The 26,479-nt window shown below is 46.9% G+C and carries 19 protein-coding genes; 12 read left to right on the top strand and 7 right to left on the bottom strand.

All coding sequences use genetic code 11. The features are described 5' to 3' along the window. The first annotated feature begins 97 nt into the window (after positions 1-97). Positions 98-1,975 carry a DUF294 nucleotidyltransferase-like domain-containing protein gene (locus C9I98_RS06560; RefSeq protein WP_107271751.1) on the top strand — a complete coding sequence of 626 codons (1,878 nt, stop codon included), beginning with the start codon at positions 98-100 and terminating at the stop codon, positions 1,973-1,975. Positions 1,976-1,999: 24 nt separating this feature from the next. Next, on the top strand, positions 2,000-2,764 hold the full coding sequence (locus C9I98_RS06555) for a 3'-5' exonuclease (protein WP_036831821.1): 765 nt from the start codon (positions 2,000-2,002) through the stop codon (positions 2,762-2,764). Between the two features lie 446 nt (positions 2,765-3,210). Here C9I98_RS06555 and C9I98_RS06550 read toward each other — a convergent pair whose 3' ends face one another. The 4 genes from C9I98_RS06550 to C9I98_RS06535 form a co-directional block, all read right to left on the bottom strand. Continuing rightward, complete coding sequence (locus C9I98_RS06550; protein ID WP_036831819.1) at positions 3,211-3,834, bottom strand: bifunctional 4-hydroxy-2-oxoglutarate aldolase/2-dehydro-3-deoxy-phosphogluconate aldolase; 624 nt, start codon at positions 3,832-3,834, stop codon at positions 3,211-3,213. A 31-nt stretch (positions 3,835-3,865) separates the two neighbouring features. Next, positions 3,866-4,798, bottom strand: coding sequence for a 2-dehydro-3-deoxygluconokinase (gene kdgK, locus C9I98_RS06545; protein ID WP_036831816.1), 933 nt, complete (start codon positions 4,796-4,798; stop codon positions 3,866-3,868). 70 nt (positions 4,799-4,868) lie between these two features. Then, on the bottom strand, positions 4,869-5,198 hold the full coding sequence (locus C9I98_RS06540) for a cupin domain-containing protein (protein ID WP_036831814.1): 330 nt from the start codon (positions 5,196-5,198) through the stop codon (positions 4,869-4,871). Between the two features lie 92 nt (positions 5,199-5,290). Further along, positions 5,291-7,057, bottom strand: coding sequence for a sodium:solute symporter family protein (locus tag C9I98_RS06535; RefSeq protein WP_036831811.1), 1,767 nt, complete (start codon positions 7,055-7,057; stop codon positions 5,291-5,293). Between the two features lie 309 nt (positions 7,058-7,366). Between C9I98_RS06535 and C9I98_RS06530 the strand changes: the two genes are divergently transcribed. The 3 genes from C9I98_RS06530 to C9I98_RS06520 all read left to right on the top strand — a co-directional run bounded on the left by C9I98_RS06530 (position 7,367) and on the right by C9I98_RS06520 (position 13,476). Then, entirely contained in the window at positions 7,367-9,508 is a 2,142-nt protein-coding gene (locus tag C9I98_RS06530) for a heparinase II/III domain-containing protein (RefSeq protein ID WP_036831808.1), read from the top strand. Beyond that, entirely contained in the window at positions 9,508-11,658 is a 2,151-nt protein-coding gene (locus C9I98_RS06525; RefSeq protein WP_107271750.1) for a heparinase II/III domain-containing protein, read from the top strand. Before C9I98_RS06530 ends, C9I98_RS06525 begins: the two co-directional genes overlap by 1 nt. 75 nt (positions 11,659-11,733) lie before the next feature. Continuing rightward, the gene (locus C9I98_RS06520) at positions 11,734-13,476 is read left to right on the top strand and encodes a sodium:solute symporter family transporter (RefSeq protein ID WP_036831805.1); all 1,743 of its coding nucleotides are present in this window, start codon (positions 11,734-11,736) and stop codon (positions 13,474-13,476) included. Positions 13,477-13,683: 207 nt separating this feature from the next. Here C9I98_RS06520 and fabG read toward each other — a convergent pair whose 3' ends face one another. Beyond that, positions 13,684-14,463, bottom strand: a complete 780-nt coding sequence (fabG, locus tag C9I98_RS06515; protein ID WP_107271749.1) for a 3-oxoacyl-ACP reductase FabG — start codon at positions 14,461-14,463, stop codon at positions 13,684-13,686. Positions 14,464-14,812: 349 nt separating this feature from the next. Between fabG and trmY the strand changes: the two genes are divergently transcribed. Next, a complete protein-coding gene (gene trmY, locus C9I98_RS06510) occupies positions 14,813-15,409 on the top strand; it encodes a tRNA (pseudouridine(54)-N(1))-methyltransferase TrmY (protein WP_036825334.1) in 597 nt (198 codons plus the stop codon). A gap of 96 nt (positions 15,410-15,505) precedes the next feature. Here the strand turns inward: trmY and C9I98_RS06505 are convergent, their stop codons facing one another. Together C9I98_RS06505 and C9I98_RS06500 are read right to left on the bottom strand one after the other, a co-directional pair. After that, entirely contained in the window at positions 15,506-16,222 is a 717-nt protein-coding gene (locus tag C9I98_RS06505) for a FadR/GntR family transcriptional regulator (RefSeq protein ID WP_036825336.1), read from the bottom strand. Positions 16,223-16,650: 428 nt separating this feature from the next. Continuing rightward, positions 16,651-17,325, bottom strand: coding sequence for an oligogalacturonate-specific porin KdgM family protein (locus C9I98_RS06500; protein WP_107271748.1), 675 nt, complete (start codon positions 17,323-17,325; stop codon positions 16,651-16,653). A gap of 431 nt (positions 17,326-17,756) precedes the next feature. Here C9I98_RS06500 and C9I98_RS06495 point away from each other — a divergent pair, with 431 nt between their 5' ends. The 6 genes from C9I98_RS06495 to C9I98_RS06470 all read left to right on the top strand — a co-directional run bounded on the left by C9I98_RS06495 (position 17,757) and on the right by C9I98_RS06470 (position 26,208). Further along, the gene (locus C9I98_RS06495; protein WP_107271747.1) at positions 17,757-19,535 is read left to right on the top strand and encodes a sodium:solute symporter family protein; all 1,779 of its coding nucleotides are present in this window, start codon (positions 17,757-17,759) and stop codon (positions 19,533-19,535) included. A gap of 28 nt (positions 19,536-19,563) precedes the next feature. Further along, entirely contained in the window at positions 19,564-20,820 is a 1,257-nt protein-coding gene (locus tag C9I98_RS06490) for an alginate lyase family protein (RefSeq protein WP_036817901.1), read from the top strand. Between the two features lie 100 nt (positions 20,821-20,920). Beyond that, complete coding sequence (locus tag C9I98_RS06485; protein WP_036817905.1) at positions 20,921-22,570, top strand: polysaccharide lyase 6 family protein; 1,650 nt, start codon at positions 20,921-20,923, stop codon at positions 22,568-22,570. 244 nt (positions 22,571-22,814) lie between these two features. Next, complete coding sequence (locus C9I98_RS06480; protein WP_036817907.1) at positions 22,815-24,098, top strand: nucleoside permease; 1,284 nt, start codon at positions 22,815-22,817, stop codon at positions 24,096-24,098. 144 nt (positions 24,099-24,242) lie between these two features. Further along, positions 24,243-25,265, top strand: coding sequence for an ADP-ribosylglycohydrolase family protein (locus C9I98_RS06475; RefSeq protein WP_036817908.1), 1,023 nt, complete (start codon positions 24,243-24,245; stop codon positions 25,263-25,265). Next, positions 25,255-26,208, top strand: a complete 954-nt coding sequence (locus C9I98_RS06470) for a PfkB family carbohydrate kinase (protein WP_036817909.1) — start codon at positions 25,255-25,257, stop codon at positions 26,206-26,208. The genes C9I98_RS06475 and C9I98_RS06470 overlap by 11 nt, the downstream gene beginning before the upstream one ends. Positions 26,209-26,479 lie beyond the last annotated feature (271 nt).

The following is a 26,479-nucleotide window of genomic DNA, read 5'->3' as shown; positions in this document are numbered from 1 at the left end:
GTCGGCGAGTTGAAAGCAAATTGTGTTAAGATAGCTCAATTGTGAGGGCAGCCATTTTCTTGCTGTTCCGACTAGCTGCTATACGGAAGTACCACCCATGCCTCAGACCTTACTGCCTAATATTGTTGAATTTATCGCTCATGTTGACCCGTTTGATAAGCTGCCTTCCGAGTGCCAGCGTCAAATTGCAGCATCCATCAAAATCACCTATATGGCACAGGGTGAGCGCATACATTTCAGTACCGAGCAGGAAGAATCATACCTCTATATTATTCGTACCGGTTCGATGGAACAGCGTAAGAGCAATGGGGTACTTCGAGCGAAATTGGGTGAAGAGGATATTTTTGGTTTTAGTTTCCTTAAAACCGAAGAGGGCACCAATAGCCAAGATGAAATGGCGTATATTGCCACGGCAATGGAAAATACCCTGCTGTACCTTGTGCCGCATAGCAAGCTAAAAGTGATTCTTGAATCATTTCCGGAATATGCCCAGCACTTTGCCGCGCAGGCACAGGTGAGGATCCAGTCAGCGCTGAGTGTGGTGTGGTCTGACGATGAGAAGGGGCTCTTTTTCAAGAAGGTGTCGGAAGTGGCAAGTGGCCGGGTTGCGGTTGTGCCTGCAGATATGACTATTCAGCAGACCGCTTATACCATGACGATTGAAGAGCGCTCATCCATGGCGGTGGTGACCGAAGACGATAAAATTGCTGGGGTGATCACCGACCGTGACCTTGCCAAGCGCGTGATTGCCTTGGGACTGAGTACTGAGCAGCCTATCCGTGATGTGATGACTCGCAATCCGTTGCTGATAGACCCTGATGACTTGGTAATGAAAGCCGCATCCATGATGATGCAGCACAATGTTCGCAGCCTACCGGTGGTGAAAAACGAGCAAGTTGTTGGCTTGCTAACAACCACTCACCTAGTACAAGAGCACCGTGTACAAGCTATCTTCTTGATTGAAAAAATTAAATACACCAATTCATTGGAAGCACTCCCGGCGCTGACTGCTGAAAGGCAGGCTATCTTTGAAGCGCTGGTGGAAGGCAATGTGGGATCGCAGATCATTGGTCAGGTCATGTCGATGATCATGGATGCCTACAACCGCCGTATCATTCAGTTGGTCGAGGCGAAAATGGGTGAGCCGCCGTGTGAATATGCTTGGGTGGTGGCAGGCTCCCATGCGCGTAACGAAATACACCTTCTGTCTGATCAAGATAATGCCATTATCTTATCGGATGAGGTGAATGACGATGAACGTATGTACTTCCAGTTAATGGCGATGGATGTATGCAAATGGCTAGATGCGTGTGGCTATAGCTTATGCTCGGGTAAGTACATGGCCTCGGTGCCAAAATGGTGTCAGCCATTGTCAGTTTGGAAAGAATATTACCGTAAATGGACTGCCAACCCTGAATATGAGCGTTTGCTGAATATCAGCGTCTTCCTGGAAGTGCGCTCAATTTATGGTGCCCATGAGCTTTCGGAACAGCTACAAGCGCATTTGCACCAATTGTTGATGGATAACCGCTCCTTCTTGCCGATCTTGACCAAAGAGGCAACGACTATCCACCCGCCTCTGGGTATTTTTAATAACTTTGTACTAGAAAAGAATGGTGAGCATACCAACACACTGAATATCAAGAAGTTTGCCTTGAACTTGATTGTGGATTTGGCGCGAATTTATAGCCTATCGACAGGCGGCTCGGCAACCGGAACCGAAGAGCGATTCCGCTACGCCCACGAGCAAGGCGTATTAAGTGAAGATAGCTTGAAGAACGTGATTGGGGCCTATCGGTTTATCACCCGTGTTCGCTATGCCCATCAACTTGATGCCCTTAAGAAAGGGGAAACACCCAACAATAATATCTCGCCGGATATGTTCGGAAGCTTTGAGCGTAAACACCTGAAAGATGCATTCAGGATCGTGTCTGAGCTGCAAGAAGCGGTGAAGCTAAATTACAGCAACCAATAAGGTATTCAGGGTAGGGTATTATTGATGAAACAGTTGTTTTCACGTTTTAAGTCTATAAACCGCCTTGAAAAGGCGCGCTTGAAGTGGCTTGAGCAAGTGCAAGGTAAAGAGGGTGCAGGTATAGAAGCCCTTCCAACAGAAATTAATGCTATCTCTGCGGTTTCATGGCCTGAGAAGAGCAAAAACTTTGCTGAACTTGAGTTCTTGTTGCTAGATTTCGAAACAACAGGGTTGTCACCAGAAACCGACAATATCCTGAGTATTGGTTATGTAGAGTTAAAGGGTGGCACACTAGACCTTAACACCAGCCATGAAACCTATATCAAAGACAGCAGTGGTATTAATGCCTTAACGGCTGTTATCAACCAGATCACCCCGGAAATGCTCAAACAAGGGCAAAGCCTGGATGAAGCAATGAGTGCCCTGTTCGAGCGTATGAAGGGCAAAGTGGTCGTCGTTCATGGCTTATCGGTTGAAAGGGGCTTTATCGACCAATACATGCAGGATAAATTTGGTATCAGTTTTCCGCCGACCCTCTGGCTGGATACCTTACAAATCGAAAAGTCGATGGCCGTGAATATGCACAACAAAAGAGATGGGGACTACCGCCTTTCTTCTATCCGTGAGCGCTATGGGCTTCCCGAGTACCCATGCCACGGTGCATTAATCGACGCCGTGGCCACTGGCGAACTTTTTTTGGTTATGATGAAGAAAATGTTTGGCACAGAAACTCCCCAACTTCACCAAATTTATGATGCTGTTCACTATGAAATGACGGTGAGTGGCTGATTCATATTGTCCAATCACAGTAACCCAGGAGAAACCGTCTCAAACACGATAGGCTGCATTACAATTAAGATACCTTCTTAAAATTGGTTCGCTTAAGAGTGCGGCTTATGTTTCGTTATTTCTTATTGTTAATACTGACTCTTACATGCCTTGGCTGTGCTTCTAGCTATCAGCCTATCTCGCAGTCGTCGGCTAGTGAGCAGGAAAATATACGAAAGCAGCATATAGGGTTTATCCGAACGATGGAGGCAATGCCTGAGCCGATGCCGATTATTATTTTGCGGCCAACTCAGCCGGTGTCTTAGAGGTTTGGGAAATGCAGATAAAAAAAGTCCCAGCACGAAGCTGGGACAAAAGAGGATAAATAAAAGACAAACAGGATAGGCTGTCTTTGAAACGCAAAAATAAAATGATCGACTTACATCAGGATTTCAATAAACAACAAATTACTGAACTTTAGCTACTGCATCTTTAACCAATGCGCCAAGCTCATCCCACTGCTTGTTGTCAATTAGGCTGGCTGGAACCATCCAGGTACCACCACAAGCCAATACAGAAGGAATTGATAGGTAATCATCAATGTTGCTAAGGCTCACACCGCCAGTTGGCATGAACTTAACAGGGTAAACTGCAGTCAGTGCTTTAAGCATTGATGTACCGCCAGAAGGTTCAGCAGGGAAGAACTTAAGGGTACGTAGGCCCATCTCCATTGCTTGCTCAACGAGGCTTGGGTTGTTAACACCTGGAACAATTGGCATGCCTTTTTCTTGGCAGTACTTCACTGTTGTTGGGTTGAAGCCAGGGCTAACAATGAAGTCGACGCCAGCATCGATTGCTTCGTCAACTTGCTCTTTAGTGAGTACCGTACCAGCACCAATCAGCATTTCTGGGAATTCGTTGCGCATATTGCGGATAGCTTGTGCTGCCGCTTCAGTACGGAAAGTAATTTCTGCGCAAGGCATGCCGTTGTCTACTAGTGCTTTACCTAGTGGAATAGCATCCTCAGCATCTTTAATCGCAATCACTGGAATAACTTTCAGTGCCGCTAGTTTATCGTTTAGGTTACTCATGATAGTTTCCTACAAGTGAAAATGTGGTCGGTTAGGCAAAGATATTTGGTATTACGTCGGCAGGGATAACGGCCCCGCGGTACTGGATAACCGTTGATGCAACTTGGTGACCAGCATGAGCTGCTTGGATAGCAGAACCACCGGTAAAGCGCTTCGCTAGGTAGCCACCGCTGAACGAGTCGCCTGCAGCTGTTGTATCAACAACGGCTTTCGCCACCAGTGCAGGTACAAATGTATGTTCGTCTTGCTCTACAACAAGACAAGCCTCTTTACCGCGCTTGATTGCAATCTCTTCGACACCAGCTGCCTGGGTACGTGCGATGCAATCTTCAACGGTTTCGTCACCGTAAAGTAGCTGCTCATCGTCAAATGTCAGCAGGGCGATATCAGTCATAGAAAGAATGCGAAGGTAAGCGGCTTGCGCATCTTCTTTCTTTTCCCATAGCTTTGGACGGTAGTTGTTATCAAACAAAACTTTACCGCCTTTCGCGCTGAATGCTTCTAGGAAAGAGAAAAGCTGCTCGCGGCTGGCTTCGGTTAGAATGGCGAGGCTGATACCACTGAGGTAAATCGCATCGAAGTCCATCAGGCCAGCAAGTAGGGCTTCGCTCTCCGGCTGTTCAAGTAGGTATTTAGCAGCCGCATCGTTACGCCAGTAGTGGAAGCTACGCTCCCCAGTTTCATCTGTTTCGATGTAGTACAGACCTGGATGCTTGTTTTCAAGGCGAAGGATCTTGCTGGTATCAATACCTTCAGCATTCCATGCTGTCATCATTTCATCACTGAAGTTGTCTGTGCCAAGCGCTGTGATATAGGTGGTATTGATATCTTTGTCTTTGGTTAGACGAGATAGGTAAACCGCCGTGTTAAGCGTGTCACCACCGAAAGTACGGTTAAGCTGCGCGTCTTTTTCTTGCAGCTCAATCATGCACTCACCAATAATGGCAATGTTGAATGTGGCCATAGTCACTCCGGGAAAGGAGATGGGAAGGGCGTTGGGGAACTGCCTTCCCATCAAGGGTAAACAAGAAGGATTACTTCAGGAAGTCTTCACGAACAGGTGAGAAAACGTCCAGTAGGATGCTGTCTTGCTCAAGTGCAACGGCACCGTGCACGGCTAGCTTCTTGGCGATGTAAGCATCACCTTTCTTAAGCACACGCTTTTCGCCGTCGATTTCAGCTTCGAAACTACCTTCAACCACGTAACCAATTTGGTCGTGGATATCGTGAGCGTGTGGGTGGCCAATAGCGCCCTTGTCGAATACTAGGTGAACAGCCATTAGGTCTTCAGTGTGACCAACGATTTTACGCTTGATACCGTCGCCTAGGTCTTCCCATGGGGTGTTATTGATTTCGAAAAACATTGTGTGATTCTCCAAAAAAACTTATGTGTTAAAATATTACAATTTAAATTAGGGTACAGAGGGTCAACCTCTTGTTCTTATTGTTATCGGCTTTAAAGGGTGCTTACCTCGGCAGCCGTTTCAGGCTTTTTTCTTGAAGCATTCACTAGCAAGATGCCTACTGTTAGCACGATAGATCCACACAAAATAAACAGTGCTCGACCTGACGGGTCATTTGGAATCAGTGCCATTGCTAAGATACCGAAACCTGCAGTGCTGATTAGTTTACCTAGCATTGAACGCTGCTTAGTATCTAGCTGCTGCTGCTCGTCACCTTCCGCAACAAGTGGGGTATTCCAGTTTTCGAATAGCTGGTCAACTTCCTTCTCACGCTCAGGAGTCAGGCCTTTGTAGAATAGGGTTGTTAGGATGAACCAACCACCGGTGAACACTACGTGTGCCGCTAGGCTTAGGCCAACAACAAGGTCACTCCACTCACGACGAGTGAGTTCTTGCTCTAGACCAAATAGTGCTTCGATGTGGTATGGCTTAAGTGCGATACCGAAGATGTAAGAAACGATACCACCCACAATTAGTGTCGTCCAACCAGCCCAATCGGGTGTCTTGCGAATCCACATACCTAGCAGGACAGGAATAAGCATTGGGAAGCCGATTAGGGCACCGATGTTCAATACGATATCGAACAGGCTTAGGTGGCGTAGTGAGTTGATGAACAGACCAATCGAGATGATGATGAAGCCCATCATGATGGTGGTTGCCTTACTTACCAGTACAAGCTCTTTCTGAGTCGCGTTCTTACGAAGAATCGGCTGGTAGAAGTTACATACAAAGATACCCGCGTTACGGTTCAGACCTGAATCCATTGAAGACATGGTCGCCGCGAACATGGCAGACATTAGAAGACCAACCATACCTGCAGGCATCACGTTTTGAACGAATGCTAGGTAAGCTGCGTCGCCAGCTTTGTCGCCCATTGCGCTGTATTGTGCAGCAAAATCAGGCATGAATGCACTTACGTACCAAGGTGGTAGGAACCAAATGATTGGACCGATGATCATCAGGATACATGCAAGGCCAGCTGCTTTACGTGCGTTCTCACTGTCTTTTGCAGCAAGGTAACGGTAAGCATTGATGCTGTTGTTCATTACACCAAACTGCTTGATGAAGATGAACACTACCCAAAGAATGAAGATGCTGATGTAGTTGAGGTTGTTACCAACTAGGAAGTCACCTTGGAAGTTGTCAACGATGTTGCCGATGCCGCCACCGTGGAAGTAAGCTGCAATCGCACAAGTAATGGTTACCGCCATGATAACTAGCATCTGCATGAAGTCAGACGCAATAACCGCCCATGAACCACCCGTTACCGCCATTAGCATCAGAACGACACCAGTGAAGACAATGGTTGTTTCCATCGGGATGTTGAAAACGGCAGCAACGAAGATTGCCAGACCATTTAGCCATACACCGGCTGAGATCAAGCTATCTGGCATACCTGCCCAAGTGAAGTATTGCTCAGTAGTTTTACCGAAACGCATACGAATAGCTTCAACAGCGGTTACTACTCGTAGCTGACGGAATTTTGGTGCGAAGTACAGATAGTTTAAGAAGTAACCAAATGCGTTCGCTAAAAACAAGATTACAATCGCGAAACCGTCTGTGAATGCTTTCCCTGCTGCACCAGTAAACGTCCATGCTGAAAATTGTGTCATGAATGCTGTGGCACCTACCATCCACCACAACATCTTGCCGCCCCCCCGGAAATAATCACTGGTGGATGTTGTGAATTTACGGAACATCCAACCGATAGCGATTAGAAACAGGAAATAGGCTAGAACTACAAAAGTATCTATGGTCATTTTTTTCAGCCTTAAGTTTATCGAACTGCGCTTAGTGTAGGTTTTGAAAAGTTATATTGTAATACAAGGGTGCTATTTTCGTGACGGCTATCATGTTTATTTTTCTTCGTTGGGTAGTGGTGCATTTTCTTTGTTGAGTGTAAATTGTTGTATTTAATGGGTTTGGTGTGTTTTTGTCTGTAAATCAACCACAGGTGGTGATTTGTGATTCAGGTCGACTTTTATCAAAACGAGCGTGAATTATTTGCCTATTTGTATTATTTTATGTCTATCGCTTAAGTGCAGTAATATCTCTCAATTGAGGTCAATATGAACACAACAACACAGCCTGTGTTATTTACCCAAGAGGAAGTCGCTGATTTAAAAAAGGAAATCGGCACTGATTCATTAATGGGGCAAACTATCGAGAAGCTTAAAGCCGAATTGAATACTTATATGGCAATGCCGATCGATGTGCCTGGCCACGGTGAAGCTGGTGGCTACGAACACAACAAGCACAAGCAAAACTACCAATACATTAACTTGGCTGGTCGTTTGTTCCTGATCACTGAAGATGAAAAATACGCGAAATTTACTGCTGCATTACTGAGTGAGTATGCAGACAAATACTTGAAGTTTGGTTTTCATATCCAGCGCAACACGAATCCTCCGGGTCGTCTCTTCCACCAAATTTTGAACGAGCATATGTGGCTCATGTATGCAAGTTTAGGATATTCCTGCATTAGTGCGTGGCTATCAGAGCAAGAACGTGCTCATATCGTTGATAATCTATTTAAGCCGATGCTCGAAATGTTTACTGTTAAATATGGTCATGATTTCGACCGTATTCATAACCACGGCATTTGGGCAGTAGCTGCAGTAGGTATTTGCGGTATCGTTATTGGCGAGCGCAAGTACCTTGAAATGTCCGTATATGGCTTGAACGGTGACGGCGAAACCGGTGGTTTCCTGGCTCAAATTTCGCAGTTGTTTGCCCCTTCCGGCTACTATATGGAAGGCCCTTATTATCATCGCTTCGCTATCCGTCCTTTGGCTGTATTTGCGGAAGTGATCCATCGACACATGCCTGAAGTGGATATCTATAACTACAAAGGGCAGGTGATTAAGCAAACCACGCAAGCACTGCTGGCAACGGCGTACCCGAATGGCGAATTTCCTGCATTGAACGATGCATCTCATACCATGGGTATTACCGACATGGGCGCTGTTGTTGCCGTGAGTATGTACTTCAAGCGCTATGGTTTTGATAAAAACCTGGTAGGTATGGCAGATATCCAGCAGCAAGTTTGGCTGAACGCATGTGGCCTGGCACTATCTCGAGCCCACCAAGCAGAAGACAACGTCGAACCGCCATTCTGGCCCAGCGTTGAGCTAAATGAAGGCGAGAAGGGCGATCGTGGCGCGCAGGGCTTCTTGCGTATGCAAGGTAAAGACAAAGATATTTACCAGTTGGCGATGAACTATGGCCAACACGGTATGGATCATGGCCATTTCGATACTTTGGGGATCTCGTTCTTTAACCGCGGCCAGGAAGTGCTGCGTGAATATGGCTTTGCGCGTTGGGTAAATATTGAGCCGAAGTTTGGCGGCCGCTACCTTGACGAGAACAAGTCATATGCACGCCAGACAATCAGCCACAACGCAGTGACGGTTGATGAACAATGCCAGAACAACTTTGATATAGAGCGTGCTGACATCGTTCATGGCACACCGCACTTCTTTATTGGTGAAGGTACAGAGTTGCAAGCCATGAGCGCATTCGCAAACCAGCATTACCCCGATACCGGTATGCAGCGCACGGTAATGATGCTGAAAACGGATTTGCTGGAAAACCCTGTGTTGATCGATCTGTATCGCCTGACCAGTGAAGGTGCTCACCAGTATGATTATTCACACCAGTATCAAGGCCAGATCATCCGTACTAACTTTGATTACAAAACCAACACCGAGCTACACCCGCTGGGTGGTAATTTTGGTTATCAGTATTTATGGAATTTAGCCCGTGGCGAAGTAAAAGGGTCGGCATTGGTGAGTTGGGTGCAAGGTAACAGTTATTACACTTGGCATGGCGCTTGTGCCGCGGCTGATAGCGAAGTGATTTTCACTCAGACTGGGGCCAATGATCCTCAGTTCAATCTACGCCACGAAACCAGCTTCATTATGCGCACGACCGGCAAAGACATGCTATTTGCCTCAGCACTTGAAACCCATGGTTACTTTAATGAGGCGGTAGAAGCCTCAGTGGATGCCCGCGGTAAATTGCACTGTATTGAAGTGCTAGGCCACAACGAAATTGGTTCAGTTGTTCGAGTTACCGGCGACAATGCTTGTCTAACAGTGATGGTTAGCAACCAGCCGAACGTGACAGAAACCACTGAACACCAAATTGAAATTAATGACACAACATATAGCTGGAAAGGATGCCTTGCTGTTAAGCAGGAGACGAAATAATGACATATAAGCCACTACTAATTAGCTTTGAAGAAGCTGCACTTCTACGCGAAGACCTAGGCAAAGATACCCTAATGGGTAAAGCGCTGGCGCGTGATATTGAGAAGCTAGAAGCTTACATGGCTGAAGTTGGCATTGAGGTTCCGGGCCACGGTGAAGGTGGCGGTTACGAGCACAACCGCCATAAGCAAAACTACATTCACATGGATATAGCTGGCCGCTTATTCCTGATCACAGAAAACCAGGCATACCGCGATTACATTCGTAACTTGCTGGTGGCTTACGCGAAAGTGTACCCAAGCCTTGAGTTGAATGTGAGCCTTGATAGCAACCACCCTGGTCGTATCTTCCACCAAACGCTGAATGAGAACATGTGGATGCTATACGCTTCTTGTGCGTACAGCTGTATTCACCACACGCTAAATGACGAAGAGCGTAAGCTGATCGAAAACGATCTATTCCAGATCATGGCTGATATGTTCGTTGATACCTACGCCCACGATTTCGATATTATTCACAACCACGGCCTATGGGCTGTAGCGGGCGTGGGTATTTGTGGCTACGCGATCCAAAATCAAGCGTTGGTGGATAAGGCACTTTACGGCCTTAAAGGCGATAGCGTAAGCGGTGGCTTCCTGGCCCAACTTTCTCAGCTATTCTCGCCAGACGGCTACTACATGGAAGGCCCTTATTACCACCGTTTCTCGTTGCGCCCAATTCATCTGTTTGCAGAGGCTATCGAGCGTCGCCAGCCAGAAGTGGGAATCTTTGCGCACAAAGACAGCGTGATTAAAACCACTACTTATGCCGTGATGTCGACAGCCTTCCCGGATGGTACGTTGCCAGCGCTAAATGACTCATCTAAAACGATGGACATCAACGATGAGGGTGTTTTGATTGGCACCAGCGCATGTTTTGGCCGCTACGATGAAGATGCCAATCTATTGGCAATGGCTGCCCATCAACAAGATGTTTGGGTACACATTTCAGGCAAGAAGCTGTCTGATGCCGTTGCGAAAGAAGCATCAATCCCGGCATTTAACTGGGGTAGCTTGTTTGTGACTGATGGTCCTAATGGCGACAAGGGTGGCCTGACTATCTTGCGCCACCGTGATACCAACAACGAAGACACCATGGCGCTACTATGGTTTGGTCAGCACGGTAGTGATCACCAGTATCACTCGGCACTGGATCATGGCCACTATGACGGTTTGCACCTAAGCGTGTTCAACAAGGGTCAGGAAGCACTTCACGATTACGGCTTTGGTCGCTGGGTGAACATTGAGCCTAAGTTCGGTGGTCGTTACATCCCTGAGAACAAGAGCTACTGTAAGCAAACTATCGCCCACAATACTGTTGTGGTTGATCGCAAGACTCAGAATGAGTTCAATACGGCACTGGCAGAATCTCGTTATGGTGAGCTGCACTTTTTCAAGACAGATAACGCTGAATTCCAAGGTATGAGCGGCATCGTGCGTGAATACTACCAAGGTGTTGATATGCAGCGCAGTGTGTTGGTAGCGAAGGTTGATGGTATCGAAAACCCATTGGTTATCGATTTATACCGCCTGATCACCGAAGATGAGCACGAGTATGACTTCCCTGTCCACCACAAGGGCCAAATCATCCGCACTGACTTTGACTATGATGCAAACACGAGCCTAAAAGCGATGGGGCCAGATAACGGTTACCAGCACTTGTGGCAGCTGGCTCAAGGCAAGGTCCAAAATGGCTCTCTGGTGAGTTGGTTACACGGCAACGCGTACTACAGCTTGGTTAGCAGTGCGACCAATGGCGGTGAGGTGATCTTTGCTCGTACTGGTGCAAACGATCCAGATTTCAACCTACGCTCTGAGCCAGCATTCGTACTGCGCCAGAAGGGTAAATCGCACCTGTTCGCTAATGTGCTAGAAACGCATGGCTACTTTAATGAATCAATTGAAGCCTCTGTTGATGCTCGCGGTAAAGTGGCTTCTGTTGAAGCGCTGGGTATGGATGCTGTGGCATCGGTTGTTCGCCTTCACCTGATTGATGGCCAAGCCCTGACTTTCGCTGTATCAAACCAAACAGCTGGAAAGCAAGACGAAGCGCATAGCGTGACCTTCAATGGAGAGGCTTATAGCTGGGAAGGTCCATACGCCCAACTGTAATTACCTTTTGATTAAAAAGCCGGGGTATCCCGGCTTTTTTACATTTAGAGCCCATGTGAAAGTGGGAGGAGTGTTATGCAAGCTATAGATTTATTAGTAGTTTCCGGTTATTTCGTTTTTATTTTGATAGCAGCGCTGATCTTCAAGCGTTTTTCCCGTAGCTCATCGGGTTTTATTCGTGGTGGTGGTGCCATGATGTGGTGGATGGCGGGGGCAACCGCATTCATGACACAGTTTTCAGCATGGACGTTTACGGGCGCGGCAGCCAAGGCGTTTGAGGATGGGCTGCCGGTACTTTTCTTGTTCTGGGGTAATGCGCTCGGTTTTTTTATTGCGGCATGGTTCTTTGCCGCTCGTTATCGCAAGCTTCGTGTTGATACTGCGATGCAGGTGATCCGCTTGCGTTTTGGTAAGGCTTGCGAGCAAATATTTACTTGGCTTCAATTTCCGCTTACCACGCTGTCGGCGGCAATTTGGCTTAACGGCTTGGCGTTGTTTGTTGCTGCCGTATTTGGCATCGATTTAAAGGTGACCATCATTGGGGTAGGGGTGATAGTGACCCTTATTGCGGTAAGTGGCGGCTCTTGGACTGTCTCGGCAACCAATGTGGTACAGCTTATCTTATTGATGTCGATAACCTTGATAGTTGGTGCTTATGCACTGGTGTCGGCGGGTGGCCCTGCTCAGTTAGCAAGCGATTTCCCGGCAGAAAGCATCATGGGTAACGATATTAGCTATTGGCAAATATTCGTATTGTGGGTCGTCATTGTTATGACCAAGCAATCTATTAGCACTAACAATGCCATGAGTTGTTACCGCTTTTTGGTGACGGTAAATGAGAAAGAGGCACGTAAAGCGGCATTTGTCACAGGATTACTGTTCATTGTCGGGCCTGTGATGTGGTTCATTCCGCCTTGGGTAACGGCAACCACGGGCGTTGATTTATCCGTTATTTATCCAAACTTGGGTAGCGATGCCAATAGTGCGGCTTATCTCTACTTCATTGATCATTCCATGCCTGCTGGCGTGTTGGGGTTAGTGTTAGCAGCGATGATAGCGGCGACAATTGCACCTATGACAACGGCGCTAAATCGCAACGCCGGCATATTTGTGCGCAATGTCTACCAGTCGGTGATCAACCCTCAGGCGACTGACCAGCAGCAAATGTGGGTGGGTAAGGTAAGTACTGTCTTCAACGGTGTACTGGCGGTGCTGGCTGCGCTGCTGTTTGCCTCTATGCAGGAATACAGCTTCTTCGACTTGATGATGTTGTTTGGTGCCTTGCTGCAAATACCATTGGCTATTCCTGCATTATTGGCCGTAGTAGTAACGCGAACACCTGATTGGTCTGGTTGGGCAACATTAGTTGTCGGCTTGGGCGTATCTTGCTTCATGCAGTTTGCTTTTAACCCGAATTGGTTGCTGCCTTTGTTTAATGCCGATAGTTTTACCGCCCGTGAAGCGGTGGATCTGACAGTGGTCGTCGCGGTGTTAGCGCAGGTGATTGTAACTGGTGGCTTCTTTGTGCTGACCCGTTTCTTCTATAAAGAAGAACAGCAAACTGAATCACGACTGCAGGAAGTGAACCAGATGCGTTTGAACATGCAGAGTCCTATTTCGCGTGATGAGCAAGCCGATGTGGATTACCGCCAAGGTACATATCTTGGCTGGCTATCTAAGGGGCTAGGTGTAGCCGTGATGGCGCTGGCGATATTGCCAAATGACATGGTTGATCGCGGGGCGTTTGTATTTATTGGTGCCTTGATCGTTGCATCAGGGGTTGGCTTAAAACATCGCCCGAAGCTAACAGCAGCTTAGCAATGAATTAGCTAAATAAGATAATTATCTTATTGTAATACAAGCAATGGGGCAGTATAATTAACTTGTCTGTGTGAATGTCAGTAAACTTGAAGTTACTGAACATTAAAAGGATCTGACTTTGTCAGATCCTTTTTTCTTTTTATACACCAAAACAAGTGCTTGTATAGCGTCGTACCAGATAGCGTAGTATCAAAGGTTTTGCTATTAAATGCCTTCTAAGGCTTCGAGTGATTCTGGCAGGATCTGCCCGCCGTCAACGACGATCGTTTGCCCTGTAATGTAGCCAGCTTCGTCTGAAGCGAAGAATAAGGCTGTATTGCCAATGTCTTCGACATCACCTAAACGGTTGAGCGGGATAGAGGCTGCCATGGTATCAAGGTAGTCTTGTCCGAGATCTTGCAAGCCTTCGGTATAGATATTGCCAGGCATTACGGCATTGATAGTAATCCCAGAACGCGCCAGCTCAATGGCTGCCGTTTTTACGAAGCCGAGTTGTCCAGCTTTCGATGCACCATAGTGCGACCAACCTGGGAAGCCGGTAATCGGGCCGGTAATGGAAGAGGTAACAACGATTCGCCCTTTACCTTGTTCTTTCATGTAAGGGGTAACGGCCTTAACACCTAAGAAAAGGCTCTTGAGGTTAGTATCCATGACCATGTCCCAGTTTTCAGGATCCATGTCGGCAAGGTTTGCCTGAGGGAAAATACCCGCATTAGCGCAAAGAATATCAATACGCCCATACTGCTCGCGAACGTATTCGGCCATTTTTTGCATTTCACCCCAGTCACTAACATCTGCAAGGTAATACTCGGCCTGTGCCCCTTGCTCACGCAATTCACTTACGGTTTGTTGAGCAGCCTGTTCACCACGGGCAACGATGACGACATTGGCACCTTGGCGTGCGAAGACGCGGGCTATCCCTTTACCGATCCCCTTACTCCCGCCGGTAACAATCACTGTTTGACCTTTAATTGAGCTAAGCATGCTTCACCTTATTTAATCATTTAGCATATAAAACAGGGTGGGTATAATAATGCGGGAAGGGTATAATTTGTAATACTAAAATGTAAGATTTTCTATGCATTGAGATACATCCAATTTTAATATCGCATGTTATTCAAGCTGTCTATAAATAAGAGGGGAAATATTCGCTAAGCAATTATTGTCAGTAAGCTGGCAAATAACCAAAGGTGTTTGTAAGGTTGCTGTGGATTTGAGCAAAGTAAATATACGCATAAGGCGAACAGTGGAATTCTCGTTACATCTAGGAATAAAACTGGGATAATCACGCCAATTTTCGATTCTACCCAGATGATATATTGGAATTTTAACTATGCGTGCATTTGTATTGAGAGCAAGATCGGCGCCAACGGAAAGTGAGCCTTTTATGGCTGCTGTTGGCCAGAGTGCTCACACTGAAATCTTGGCTCATACATTAATGAATGCCATTTTTGTTGCCCAGTCTCATCGAAGTGATGTTGAAGTGTACCTCGTGCTAGAAAGCACCAAGGATTACTCCCGTACGATTCGATTTACCGCGAATGAGTTGGTTGAGATTGGTGGATTCCATGAGCAGGCTTGGTTCGATAAGATCACGAAGGCGTTGGACAAATCCCAGTTTATGGGCAAAGAGCAGTCGCTGGATGTTGAGCCTGGCATCAATGTACGTACCATTAGTTTTGAAGCTTTGGTAAAAGAGTTGGCTGAAGACTATCAACTGTACATGATGGATAAGAAGGGCGACTCTATTCGTGATGTTGAATTTGCAGAGAATGCCTGCTTCTTGCTAACGGATCACATGCCGATGCCGAAAAAGAGCTTTAATAGCTTGAAGCGGTTGGGGGCAGAAAAGATCAGCCTTGGCCCGAAGATGCTGTTTGCCTCGCAGTGCGTAGTGTTGATCCACAACGAGATGGACATGGCAGAGTAAGTCTGCCAACTATCGAATAAGCGACACACGTTTGGATATGAAAAAGGCGTTGAAGTCTATCTTCAACGCCTTTTTTATCGGTGCTCAATATAGCAATTAGGCAACTTCTGAAGGTAAACGGTGTTTCTCTTCTTGAAGTAGCTGCTGCGAAGCAAGGCGTGCTTTATCGGCATTACCCGCCATGATGGCGTCATAAATTGCACGGTGCTCATTGATACATACACCGCCATCTTTAGATGAGTGGTGAATGAAGCTCATGAAAATGGTCGCAAGTACATTACCGAAAGGTAGGTAGAAGTCATTGCCTGTTGAAAGGAAAATCAGGCGGTGGAAGCGCATGTCGACTTCTGCCCAGCGACTTTGGTCAAAGCTATCTGCAATTTCAGACATTTGCTGGAAAGTTTCTGATAGCTCAATACGTTGTTCAGCTGTTGCATTACGGGCTGCTAGGGCACAGGCTTCTGGTTCAATGGCTTTGCGAAGGCCAAGGAACTGATGGAAGAAGACCTCTGAGTTTTGCAAACCGTCCATCCACTCTAGAAGCTGAGGGTCAAGGAAGTTCCAGTTAATGCGGTCAACAACCTTAGTACCAATTTTTGGCTTTGATTCAAGCAAGCCTTTGGACGTCAGTAGTTTCACCGCTTCACGTAGGGCAGTACGGCTAATACCAAATTGTTCACAAAGCGTCATTTCACCAGGGATCACTTGCCCTTGCTCTAGTTGGCCTGAAAGAATGCGACGAGCAATTTCACGGGCAACTTGAACATGAAGGCTGCGTTTCGAACCCGCTATAGCGGTAAAGCTAGAAGACATGGGAATCCTTGGTTGTTTCTGTTTATGTATGACGATATGACTATAGTATACCTTCTCTGGTGTGTATTCTCGAAAAAGTTTTTTCTAATACCGTGAAAAAGCCGATTTTAAGTGGTCTTTTTGAGAAGGATTATTATTACGATGTATTTTTTCATCGCAATCGAATTTAGTTTGACCCGTAATATAACCACTACCTTAGTGGGATGCAAAAAAGCATTTTCAAGGTAATGCCTTCAATCAGTTATCAATATAGCCGTGGAGACAGGCAAGCATTTATGAAGGTAATCCGTGACTATTATTACAATAATGAAGGGGTGTTTAAGCGGCAGCGTAAGTCTTCATACTCACGCTGCCACTGCTAACTGCTGCAATAGCACATCTATAAGGTGTAAAAGGGTATTAAAATACCTCTATTATCAATGCTGGACTTAGAAGCTGTAAGTAATACCAATACGGCTACGTAGTTCACGCTCGTCTGTCTTCGATGACATGCTCACATCACCAAACTCGACGTATGGGCTCCAGTCACCTGGACGGTAGCGAATGCTAATGTTGTTCTCGTAGTTGGTGTCTTTGTTGTCAAACAGGTCGTAGCCTTCCGCTTTGTAGTAGTTCATTTCAAGGCCGAACTGCCAGTCATTGATTTTGTAACCAATGTTACCGGTTACACGATGGCGTTTATCAGTATCGCGATCATCACTGTACATTTTAAAATCATGACGGTAACGGCCACTTAGTGTTAAACCTTCTACGCTTTCAAATGCATAGGTTGCGCGAAGTTGTGGCTTAACAGTCATGCCGTCTCTGCGGCCTTCGATTGGCATACCTGGCTGGATTGTCCAGTTATTGATGCGGTAGCGATATCCCCAGTCAAATTCCCAACCATTGTTTTGCAGGTCTTCCATGAACTTGCCATCTGCACCTTTAAACTTCATTTCACCACTGAAATATAGGTTGCCGATGCTCTCGTTGATTTTAACACGAGTTGCATGGTCGCCAGACTTACCTTTGTATTCGTGACGTAAATCAATCGAAGCGGCACTTACTTGGCCGGCAATAAGTACAGAGCCAATAACTACCATTAGGCGAGAGTGTTTAAACATAAGGTGTTTTCCTAACTGTGTTTCTAAAAAGTAATACAATAATATTGAAGTAATTATTGGGTTTGTAGTCAGGCTTTGGAATTATGTGATCACCGTCGTTTGTGATGTCTTGCACACTATTTTGTTGTATCGTTAAAAAACAATCACTTATATTGGTTTTATTTACTTGAGTGTTATTTGATGCGTTTTTTATAACGTGAACTTGATCAAATAAAATAATACATGTGGATTATCTTGCAATTGGAGTTTAAATTTTAAAATCTTTTGTGATTCATTTTAAGTGATTGATTTTTATTGGATTAATTAATTTGTGTTACTTTTTGATTGAAATGATCGGGATCTTTGTCACGAATAAAGCTTATTGTAGTACAAGTTTGTTTTTGCCTTTCTTATGATTAGCGCAGACATTAAAAACACAAAGGACAATAACGATGGATCTCAATACGCTCATCGTCGGGATTTATTTCCTGTTTCTAATTGCAATAGGGTGGATGTTCCGCACGTTTACAAGTACGACTAGTGATTACTTCCGTGGGGGCGGTAGTATGTTGTGGTGGATGGTTGGTGCTACCGCATTTATGACCCAGTTTAGTGCTTGGACATTTACGGGAGCTGCTGGTAAGGCATATGCAGATGGCTTTGCTGTTGCCATTATTTTCCTAGCCAACGCATTCGGCTACCTAATGAACTACCTATACTTTGCGCCTAAATTCCGCCAGCTGCGTGTGGTGACGGTAATTGAAGCTATTCGAATGCGCTTTGGTAAGTTTAACGAGCAGGTGTTCACCTGGTCGGGGATGCCTAACAGTGTTATCTCAGCAGGTATCTGGCTAAATGGCCTAGCTATTATTGCGTCAGGCATCTTTGGCTTCGACATGACAACTACCATTGTTGCAACCGGCTTGGTTGTATTGGTGATGTCTGTAACTGGCGGTTCGTGGGCGGTAATCGCGTCTGACTTTATGCAGATGGTTATCATCATGGCGGTGACCATGACCTGTGCTGTTGTGGCGATTATTCAGGGCGGTGGTGTTGGCGAAATCGTCAATAACTTCCCGGTTCAAGAAGGCGCCTCGTTCGTTTCTGGTAACAACCTGAACTACCTAAGTATCTTTGGTGTGTGGGCATTCTTCATCTTCTTCAAACAGTTCAGCATCACCAACAACATGCTGAACTCATACCGTTACCTAGCTGCTAAAGATTCAAAGAATGCGAAAAAAGCAGCGCTGCTAGCGTGTATCCTCATGACGGTAGGCCCACTAATCTGGTTCATGCCTTCGTGGTTCATCGCAGGTCAAGGTGTTGATCTAGCGGCACAATACCCGGATGCAGGTTCAAAAGCGGGTGATTTTGCTTACCTATACTTCGTACAAGAGTACATGCCTGTCGGCATGGTGGGTCTGCTAATTGCGGCAATGTTCGCTGCAACTATGTCTTCAATGGACTCAGGTCTGAACCGTAACTCGGGTATCTTCGTTAAGAACTTCTACGAGCCAATTCTGCGTCCAAACGCGACAGAGAAAGAGCTAGTGGTTGTTTCTAAGCTAACTTCGACTTTCTTTGGTATTGCCATCATCTTGGTTGCGTTGTTCATCAACTCGCTGAAAGGCCTGAGCTTGTTCGACACCATGATGTATGTGGGTGCGCTGATTGGCTTCCCAATGACTATCCCTGCATTCTGTGGCTTCTTCATCAAGAAAACGCCTGACTGGGCTGGCTGGGGTACGCTAGTTGTCGGTGGTATTGTTTCTTACTTCGTTGGTTTCGTTATCACGGCTGACATGGTACAGGGCTGGTTCAACCTAGAGCCGCTAACGGGCCGCGAATGGTCTGACTTGAAAGTGGCTATCGGTCTGATTGCCCACTTGGTATTCACGGCTGGTTTCTTCGTACTGACCACATTGTTCTACAAGCCGCTATCTGAAGAGCGTCAGAAGAATGTTGATAAGTTCTTCGAAAACCTATCTACCCCGTTGGTTGCTGAATCTACAGCGCAGAAGAAGCTGGATAACAAACAGCGTCGCATGCTTGGTTCGCTCATCGCTGTTGCGGGTGTGGGTGTGATGACGATGTTCGTACTGCCAAACCCACTATGGGGACGATTCATCTTCGTACTGTGTGGTGTGATTGTACTTGCAGTTGGTTTGCTACTGGTTAAAGCGGTTGATGATTCAGTTGAGAAAGCTGACCTGGCTGCAGAATCTAAGTAACGCATCTTTGGATTATAGGATTTTCAAAATGTTGAAGAAATTTATCGGCGGGATGGCACTGGCAAGCACCCTGTTTGCAGCGCCACTATATGCCAGCGATGCGCTACCAAATACCGTCTTTTTCGATGCTGAATTGATTGCAGAAAGCAAAGCGCGTATCCACAACGATACGGCAACCGAAGAAGCTCAGGCAAGCTATGCACGCTTGCTTGAAGAAGCGGAATCAGCCATCGCTGTGGGTTTGCTATCAGTAACGGACAAGACTTTGCTACCTCCAAGTGGCGATAGGCACGATTACTTCTCGATCAGCCCATACTGGTGGCCGAATCCGGATACCGAAGATGGCCTGCCGTGGATCCGTCATGACGGTAAAACGAACCCAGACTCGAAAACAGATGCGACTGACTCGGTGCGGATCGGCTTGTTCACTCGCTCAGTGCGTGCGCTAGGTGTGGCTTATTACTTCTCTGGTGACGAGAAATACGCAGAGCATGCGGCTAAGATGCTTCGCCATTGGTTCATTAACCCTGAAACGCGCATGAATCCGAACCTGCGTTACGCACAAGCGGTACCAGGTGTCGATGACCAGCGTCGCAGCGGCATGATTGATTCACGCAGTTTCTCTGACCGCTTGGTTGATGCACTGTCTCTGCTTGAAGCGTCAGAGCACTGGACTGAAGAAGATAATAAGGCGATGCGTGCATGGCTAGGCGAGTTCTTGAACTGGCTCATTACTTCAGAGCAAGGCACTGCGGAGCAATATGCGGGGAATAACCACGGTACTTGGATGCAAGCCCAAATTGCCGGTATCGCCTACTACCTAGGTAAAGACGACATTGCCAAAATGGCAGTGGCTAATACCAAGTGGCGTATTCGTGAGCAGCTAGATAGCAAAGGCTCGCAGCCGGAAGAGTTGGCACGTACCCGAGGTTATCACTACAGCTACTTCAACTTGGATGCGATGGCTTATCTTGCCCAGCTGGGTGACAAGATGGGTATCGATATCTGGAACCACGACTACAAAGGTCGCAACATCAAGTCTGCTATCGATTATGTCGCTCAGTTCCAGAAAGCTGAAGATTGGCCGCACGAAGATAATGACGTGAAGAAAGGCCGTTTCCAAACCTATCGCATGCTAACGGTGTACCGTAAGGCGGACTTGGCTTGGGGTACTGACCACTATGACGAAGTCATTAAAGAAATCGGTTTCGAGAATGCAGAACTGAACAACCTGTCACAGGTATGGGCTGAGCGTGATGCATACCTGATTTACCCGAAACTTTAATGCCACGGCTTTATAAAGCTAATGGATCGTCAGAAATAATATAAACCGTAACGCTCTGGGCTAGGGCATAGCGTTAGCCCAGAGCAAGGATAATAATGACATGAAAAAATTAACTCCGATTGCTGCGGCGTTAGCTGCAACACTTTCTTTAGCCGCTTTCCATGTATCAGCCGATAACAACGCCTCAAATACCAACACCAATGCTATTGCTGCCAGCTCTACTCTTGCATCATCCAACCTTGAAGCACTGAGCAGCGAACAACTTGTAGCCGCCACTTCTCGTACTCTGGTTGATGCTTCTGATATTGCTCAAGTGAGTGCTGAAGCTGCCGAACAATTGAAGCAGCAATTGGTGAATGCCAAAGATGGCGAAACAATTACGATTCCTGCAGGCCGTTATGCCAACCTTGGCGTGGTTGAAATCACAGCCAATGATGTCACGGTCAAGGCGGAAGAAGCGGGTACTGTGCTGCTGACTGGGCTTGTGCAGTTGGTAACCCAAGGTGATGACATCACGCTCGATAGCTTGGTTTTCACCGAAGGTGGCCCTGCCGAGCGCTTTGGTGGTGTTCGCTTAGAAGGGATGCGTAACACGTTGCAAAATTCGACCTTCTATTACTTCAATGAAGATTACGCCTACGAGCCGGACGAGCGTCGCAGTGAATACCCTCGCTACCTTTGGGTATCGCTATGGGGCAAAGATGGCAAGGTAGTCAACAACCGTTTTGAAGGTAAGCACAAGCGCGGCACCTTGATTGGTATCCAGAAAAATATCGATGACAAGGCCGATAACCACCTTATCGCCGAGAACATTTTCTACTCTCAGAAGAAGAACCGCTACAACGAGCTAGATATCAAAGAGGCTATCCGATACAACGGTAACAGCTGGGAAGCTATCCGCATTGGTGATTCGAAGAGTAGCCAGTGGCCTTCACGCACACAGTTTATCAATAACCTATTGGTTGACTCAGATGGTGAGCGAGAGCTGATCTCGGTTAAGTCGGGAGAAAACCTGATTGCGGGTAACACCATCTTTGAAAGTGCTTCGATGATTTCCTTGCGTCACGGTAAGGGCAACATTGTCGAAAACAACGTTGTACTGGGTAACTTGAAACAAGATACTGGCGGTATTCGTATCTACGACGAAAACCACATCGTGCGTAATAACTACTTCATGGGCCTACGCGGTGCTGGTGGCCAGATTGCAGGTAATGCTGATGTGCGCGGTGGTGTCGTTATCAATACCGGTATTATCAATGTCAAAGACGGCGAAGTGCTTGATCAGTCAGTAAAAGGCAAAGAGCTAAACAAGCAGTGGACGCCTAAGAACGTCTCTGTGGCGAATAACACCATGGTTGATGTCGAGTTTGGCATGGTTCACGGTAACCAAGGCCATCGCGTGAGTTTGTTTGATAACAGCAGCGTGGACACGATCTTCACCGGCGATAAGATCAGCTTTAACGACAACGTTGTGTTCAACCTTGACGAAGCGCTGCAGTCACTCCGTGCTGATCCGCAAGCGGCCTTGACGAGCCCTTCTTACAGCAACGAAGTGTATTACGGCTCAACACATGGCTTTTATTCACTACCAAAAGGCATTTTGGCTGAAAAACCGAGCTACAAAATGGTGAACGGTTTCTACCAATTTGAAGGGGTAGGGGCTGATGTGTCTAAGCTGAAAGTGTTGTCAGCCGATGAAATCGGCCCAGACTATCGTGTTAAGACAAGCCTAAAGGCAGATAACAGCTAGTAAGACCATTTAAGACCAACTGAAAGGAGCCCGAGGGCTCCTTTTTTTGTTTTTGGCCAAGAGGAAAGCTTGGCGGCTAATACCTACAATTAAGGAGTCATCATTTGGTTGGATCTAAGTCATTGAATATTGATAGCCCTGATAGTAAAAGTATCGCCCTGATCACCTTTTGAACACCTTGGTATTGTTTTGGTATTACTTTAGCTATAGATTTGGTCTTGCCCTACTACTTAAGGAAATAATGATGACTAAAACGAATACAAAGCTGTCATTCATGATGTTCATCGAATGGTTTATCTGGGGAGCATGGTTTGTTCCACTGTGGCAGTTCTTGAATACGAATGGCTTCACGCCAACTGAAATTGCATGGTCTTACGCGTGTACTGCGATTGCGGCCATTCTATCGCCAATCTTGGTTGGTTCTATCACAGACAGGTTCTTCCCCGCACAGAAAGTGTTATCCGTCATGCTCTTGGCGGGTGCAGGCTTAATGTACTTAGCGGCCCAGCAAACCGAGTTTTCTAGCTTCTTCCCATTATTGCTGGCTTACTCGCTAACCTACATGCCGACAATTGCCCTGACCAACAGCATCGCGTTCTCACACGTTGAAGACGTTGAGCGTGACTTCCCGCGTATCCGCGTACTGGGTACTATCGGCTGGATCGCATCGGGTATCGTGTGTGGCTTCCTACCGGGTTGGTTGGGCTACGGCGATATCTCAGCAACGAATATTCCTCTTCTAGTAACAGCAGCAAGTTCTGCGCTACTGGGTGTGTTTGCACTTTCTCTACCTAATACGCCACCAAAGAGTACGGGCAAGCTAAGCCTGAAAGTGATGCTTGGCTTGGATGCACTGGTGTTGCTGCGTGACAAAAACTTCCTGGCGTTCTTTGTTTGTTCATTCATGTTCAGCTTGCCACTGGCGTTCTACTACATTTTCGCCAACGGCTACCTAACTGAAGTGGGTATGAGCAACGCGACGGGTTGGATGACCCTTGGCCAGTTCTCTGAAATCTTCTTTATGCTGGCACTGCCTTTCTTTACCAAACGTTATGGTATTAAAAAGGTATTAATGCTTGGTCTGTTCACTGCGGCAATCCGTTACGGCTTCTTTGTCTACGGTAGTGCAGAGCAGTGGTACCTATACTCGCTATTGTTTGCCGGTATCTTGCTACACGGTGTGAGCTACGACTTCTACTTCGTTACCGCTTATATCTATGTAGATAAGAAAGCACCAAAGCATATGCGTACCGCAGCGCAGGGCCTTATCACCCTATGTTGTCAGGGCTTAGGTAGCCTATTGGGTTACCGCCTAGGTGGCGTAATGATGGAAAAGATGTTCGCTTACGAAGAGCCAGTAAACGGACTGACCTTCAACTGGTCGGGAATGTGGGGCTTCGGTGCCATCATGATTGCCTTCATCCTTGTCCTATTCATGTTCTTCTTCCGCGAGTCTGATGGTGAAATCAGCGAAATCGAAGTGAAAGACGAGAACAACGATTCAGCGCAAAAGCCCGCTAAAGCGTAGCCATTGAGCTATCCAAATAGCTTCCATGTATAACGCTTGCAGGCAATGAGTTAACCCTTTCCACCCGTTTAAGATGCATTGAGCAGTTCAAGCACTGTCTTGGGCGGGTGTGATTCCAATTTAGTTTTTTTAGGTGTAGTCAGAATGAACAACAATACAGAAAATCGAATTCTTGGTGCTTTTTACGGTCAGGCTTTGGGGGACTCGATGGGTATGCCATCTGAACTATGGCCTCGTACCCGTGTGAAAGCACACTTTGGCTGGATTGACCGCTTCCTGCCAGGACCGGCAGAAAACAATGCGGCTTGCTACTTTGAAGCTTGCCATTTCACCGACGATACCTCGATGGCTCTGGCACTGGCCGATGCTATTATCGAATGTGAAGGTAAGATTGTGCCTGAAGTGATTGCGCGTAACGTGATGACCTGGGCAGATGGCTTCGATGCCTTTAACAAGAATGTGTTTGGCCCTTCTTCGAAAGCGGCGATGCGTGCAATTAAAGAAGGTACGCCAATCGATGAGCTAGAAAACAACGGTGTTACCAATGGTGCAGCGATGCGTGTGTCGCCGCTGGGTTGCTTGGTGCCAACCTGCTCGTTGGATGACTTCATAGAACAGGTGTGGTTGGCTTCAAGCCCAACGCATAAGTCTGACGTGGCGATTGCTGGCGCAACAGCGATTGCATGGGCAGTATCAAAAGCGGTAGACGGTGAGAGCTGGCAGAATATCAGCGACCAACTACCAGCTATTGCCAATGCTGCGCAGAACAAGAACATTACGACCTTCAGCGCGTCTATGGGTTCGCGCATTGAGCTGGCACTGGCTGTTGCTCGCGAGAACAATGGTGTTGAGACCACAATGCAGAAGATTTACGACTTGGTCGGTACTGGCACGAGTACGATTGAGTCTGTACCTGCGGCGATTGCCATGGTTGAGTTGGCCAAAACAGATCCTAACCGTTGTGCGATCTTGTGTGCCAACCTTGGTGGTGATACCGATACTATCGGTGCGATGGCAACGGCTATTTGTGGTGCAATCAATGGCATCGACAGCATTGATAAAGATCTCAAAGCGCAGCTAGATGCCGCCAACCAATTGGACTTCACCAAGTACAGTAAAGCCTTTACTGAGCTTCGTGCGGCCAAGGAGAGTGAGTATGCCTCATAACGCCCTATTGCAATTAGTTCCGACCCTGAGCAACCAACGCCAAGTTTGCGTAGTCGGTGCCGCAGTGGTTGATATTGTGGTGGATACCCCAATGCTGCCAAGCCGTGGCGGCGATATTGAAGTTGCGGAAAAAGGTATTCATGTTGGTGGTTGCGCGCTTAACATCGCGATCACCTTGAAGCGATTGGGGATTGAGTCATTGAACGCATTGCCAATCGGTAAAGGTAATTGGGCAAGCCTAATCGAAACCACCATTGCAGAGAAGGGGATTGTCAGCGATTTCCGCAACGAGCGTGGTGATAACGGTTGGTGTATGGCCTTGGTTGAACCAGACGGTGAGCGTACGTTTATATCAGTAAGCGGCGTTGAAAACGACTGGGACGAGAACTTGCTTGCCGGTATTGAGCTAGCCGATGATGCCTTGGTGTACATGTCGGGCTACCAGCTGGCTTCGGAGTCGGGTAAAACATTGGTTGCTTGGCTGGAATCTCAGCCATCGACCGTTGATGTCTTTGTTGATTTCGGCCCGCGTATCGCCGACATACCGCCACAGCTGTTCTCACGTTTGCTGGCCCTAAAGCCAATTGTTTCGCTTAACCGCCAAGAAGCGGAAGTGCTTGGCATGACATCCGCTCAGGCGTTCTGTGAAAGCTGGTTTGACAAATACCAATGCCCGCTGATCCTTCGCATCGATAGCGATGGTGCCTTGTTTGCCGATGCCAATGCGTCGGGCAATGTATCTCCGTTTAAAGCCAATGTGGTTGATACCATTGGGGCAGGAGACTCCCATGCTGGTGGCGTTTTGGCTGGATTAGCCGCGGGTTGGGAACTACCGGATGCCGTGCTATTGGGTAATGCTGTCGCATCGTTTGTGGTTAGTCACCAAGGCGGTGATTGTGCACCGAGCCAGAATGAAATGGCTGATTACTTGAAGCGTTATTAATAGCGGGCTTATACCCGGAGCTATACCCGAAGTGATACATGGCATTCACCTAGCCTTGGTTAATGCCAAGCAGGGTAAATAACCAGCAGATAAGCAATAAATCAGATAGAGAAGCAAGCGCCTTGCTTCTCTTATTTTCCTTCCTAATAAATGTTCCTTATTTGAAGAGGCAATTGGGTGTAACTACTTTACCTGGGTTTAAACATTCCATCGCCGGGGCAGTTGTGTCTTCTGATAACGAATAAATTGATTGAACTAAATTGATTGAGCT

This window comes from Photobacterium sanctipauli (assembly GCF_003026495.1).
Lineage (GTDB): Bacteria > Pseudomonadota > Gammaproteobacteria > Enterobacterales > Vibrionaceae > Photobacterium > Photobacterium sanctipauli.
Note: the sequence above shows the minus strand (reverse complement) of the source record. Positions and strands in the feature narration are given on the sequence as shown.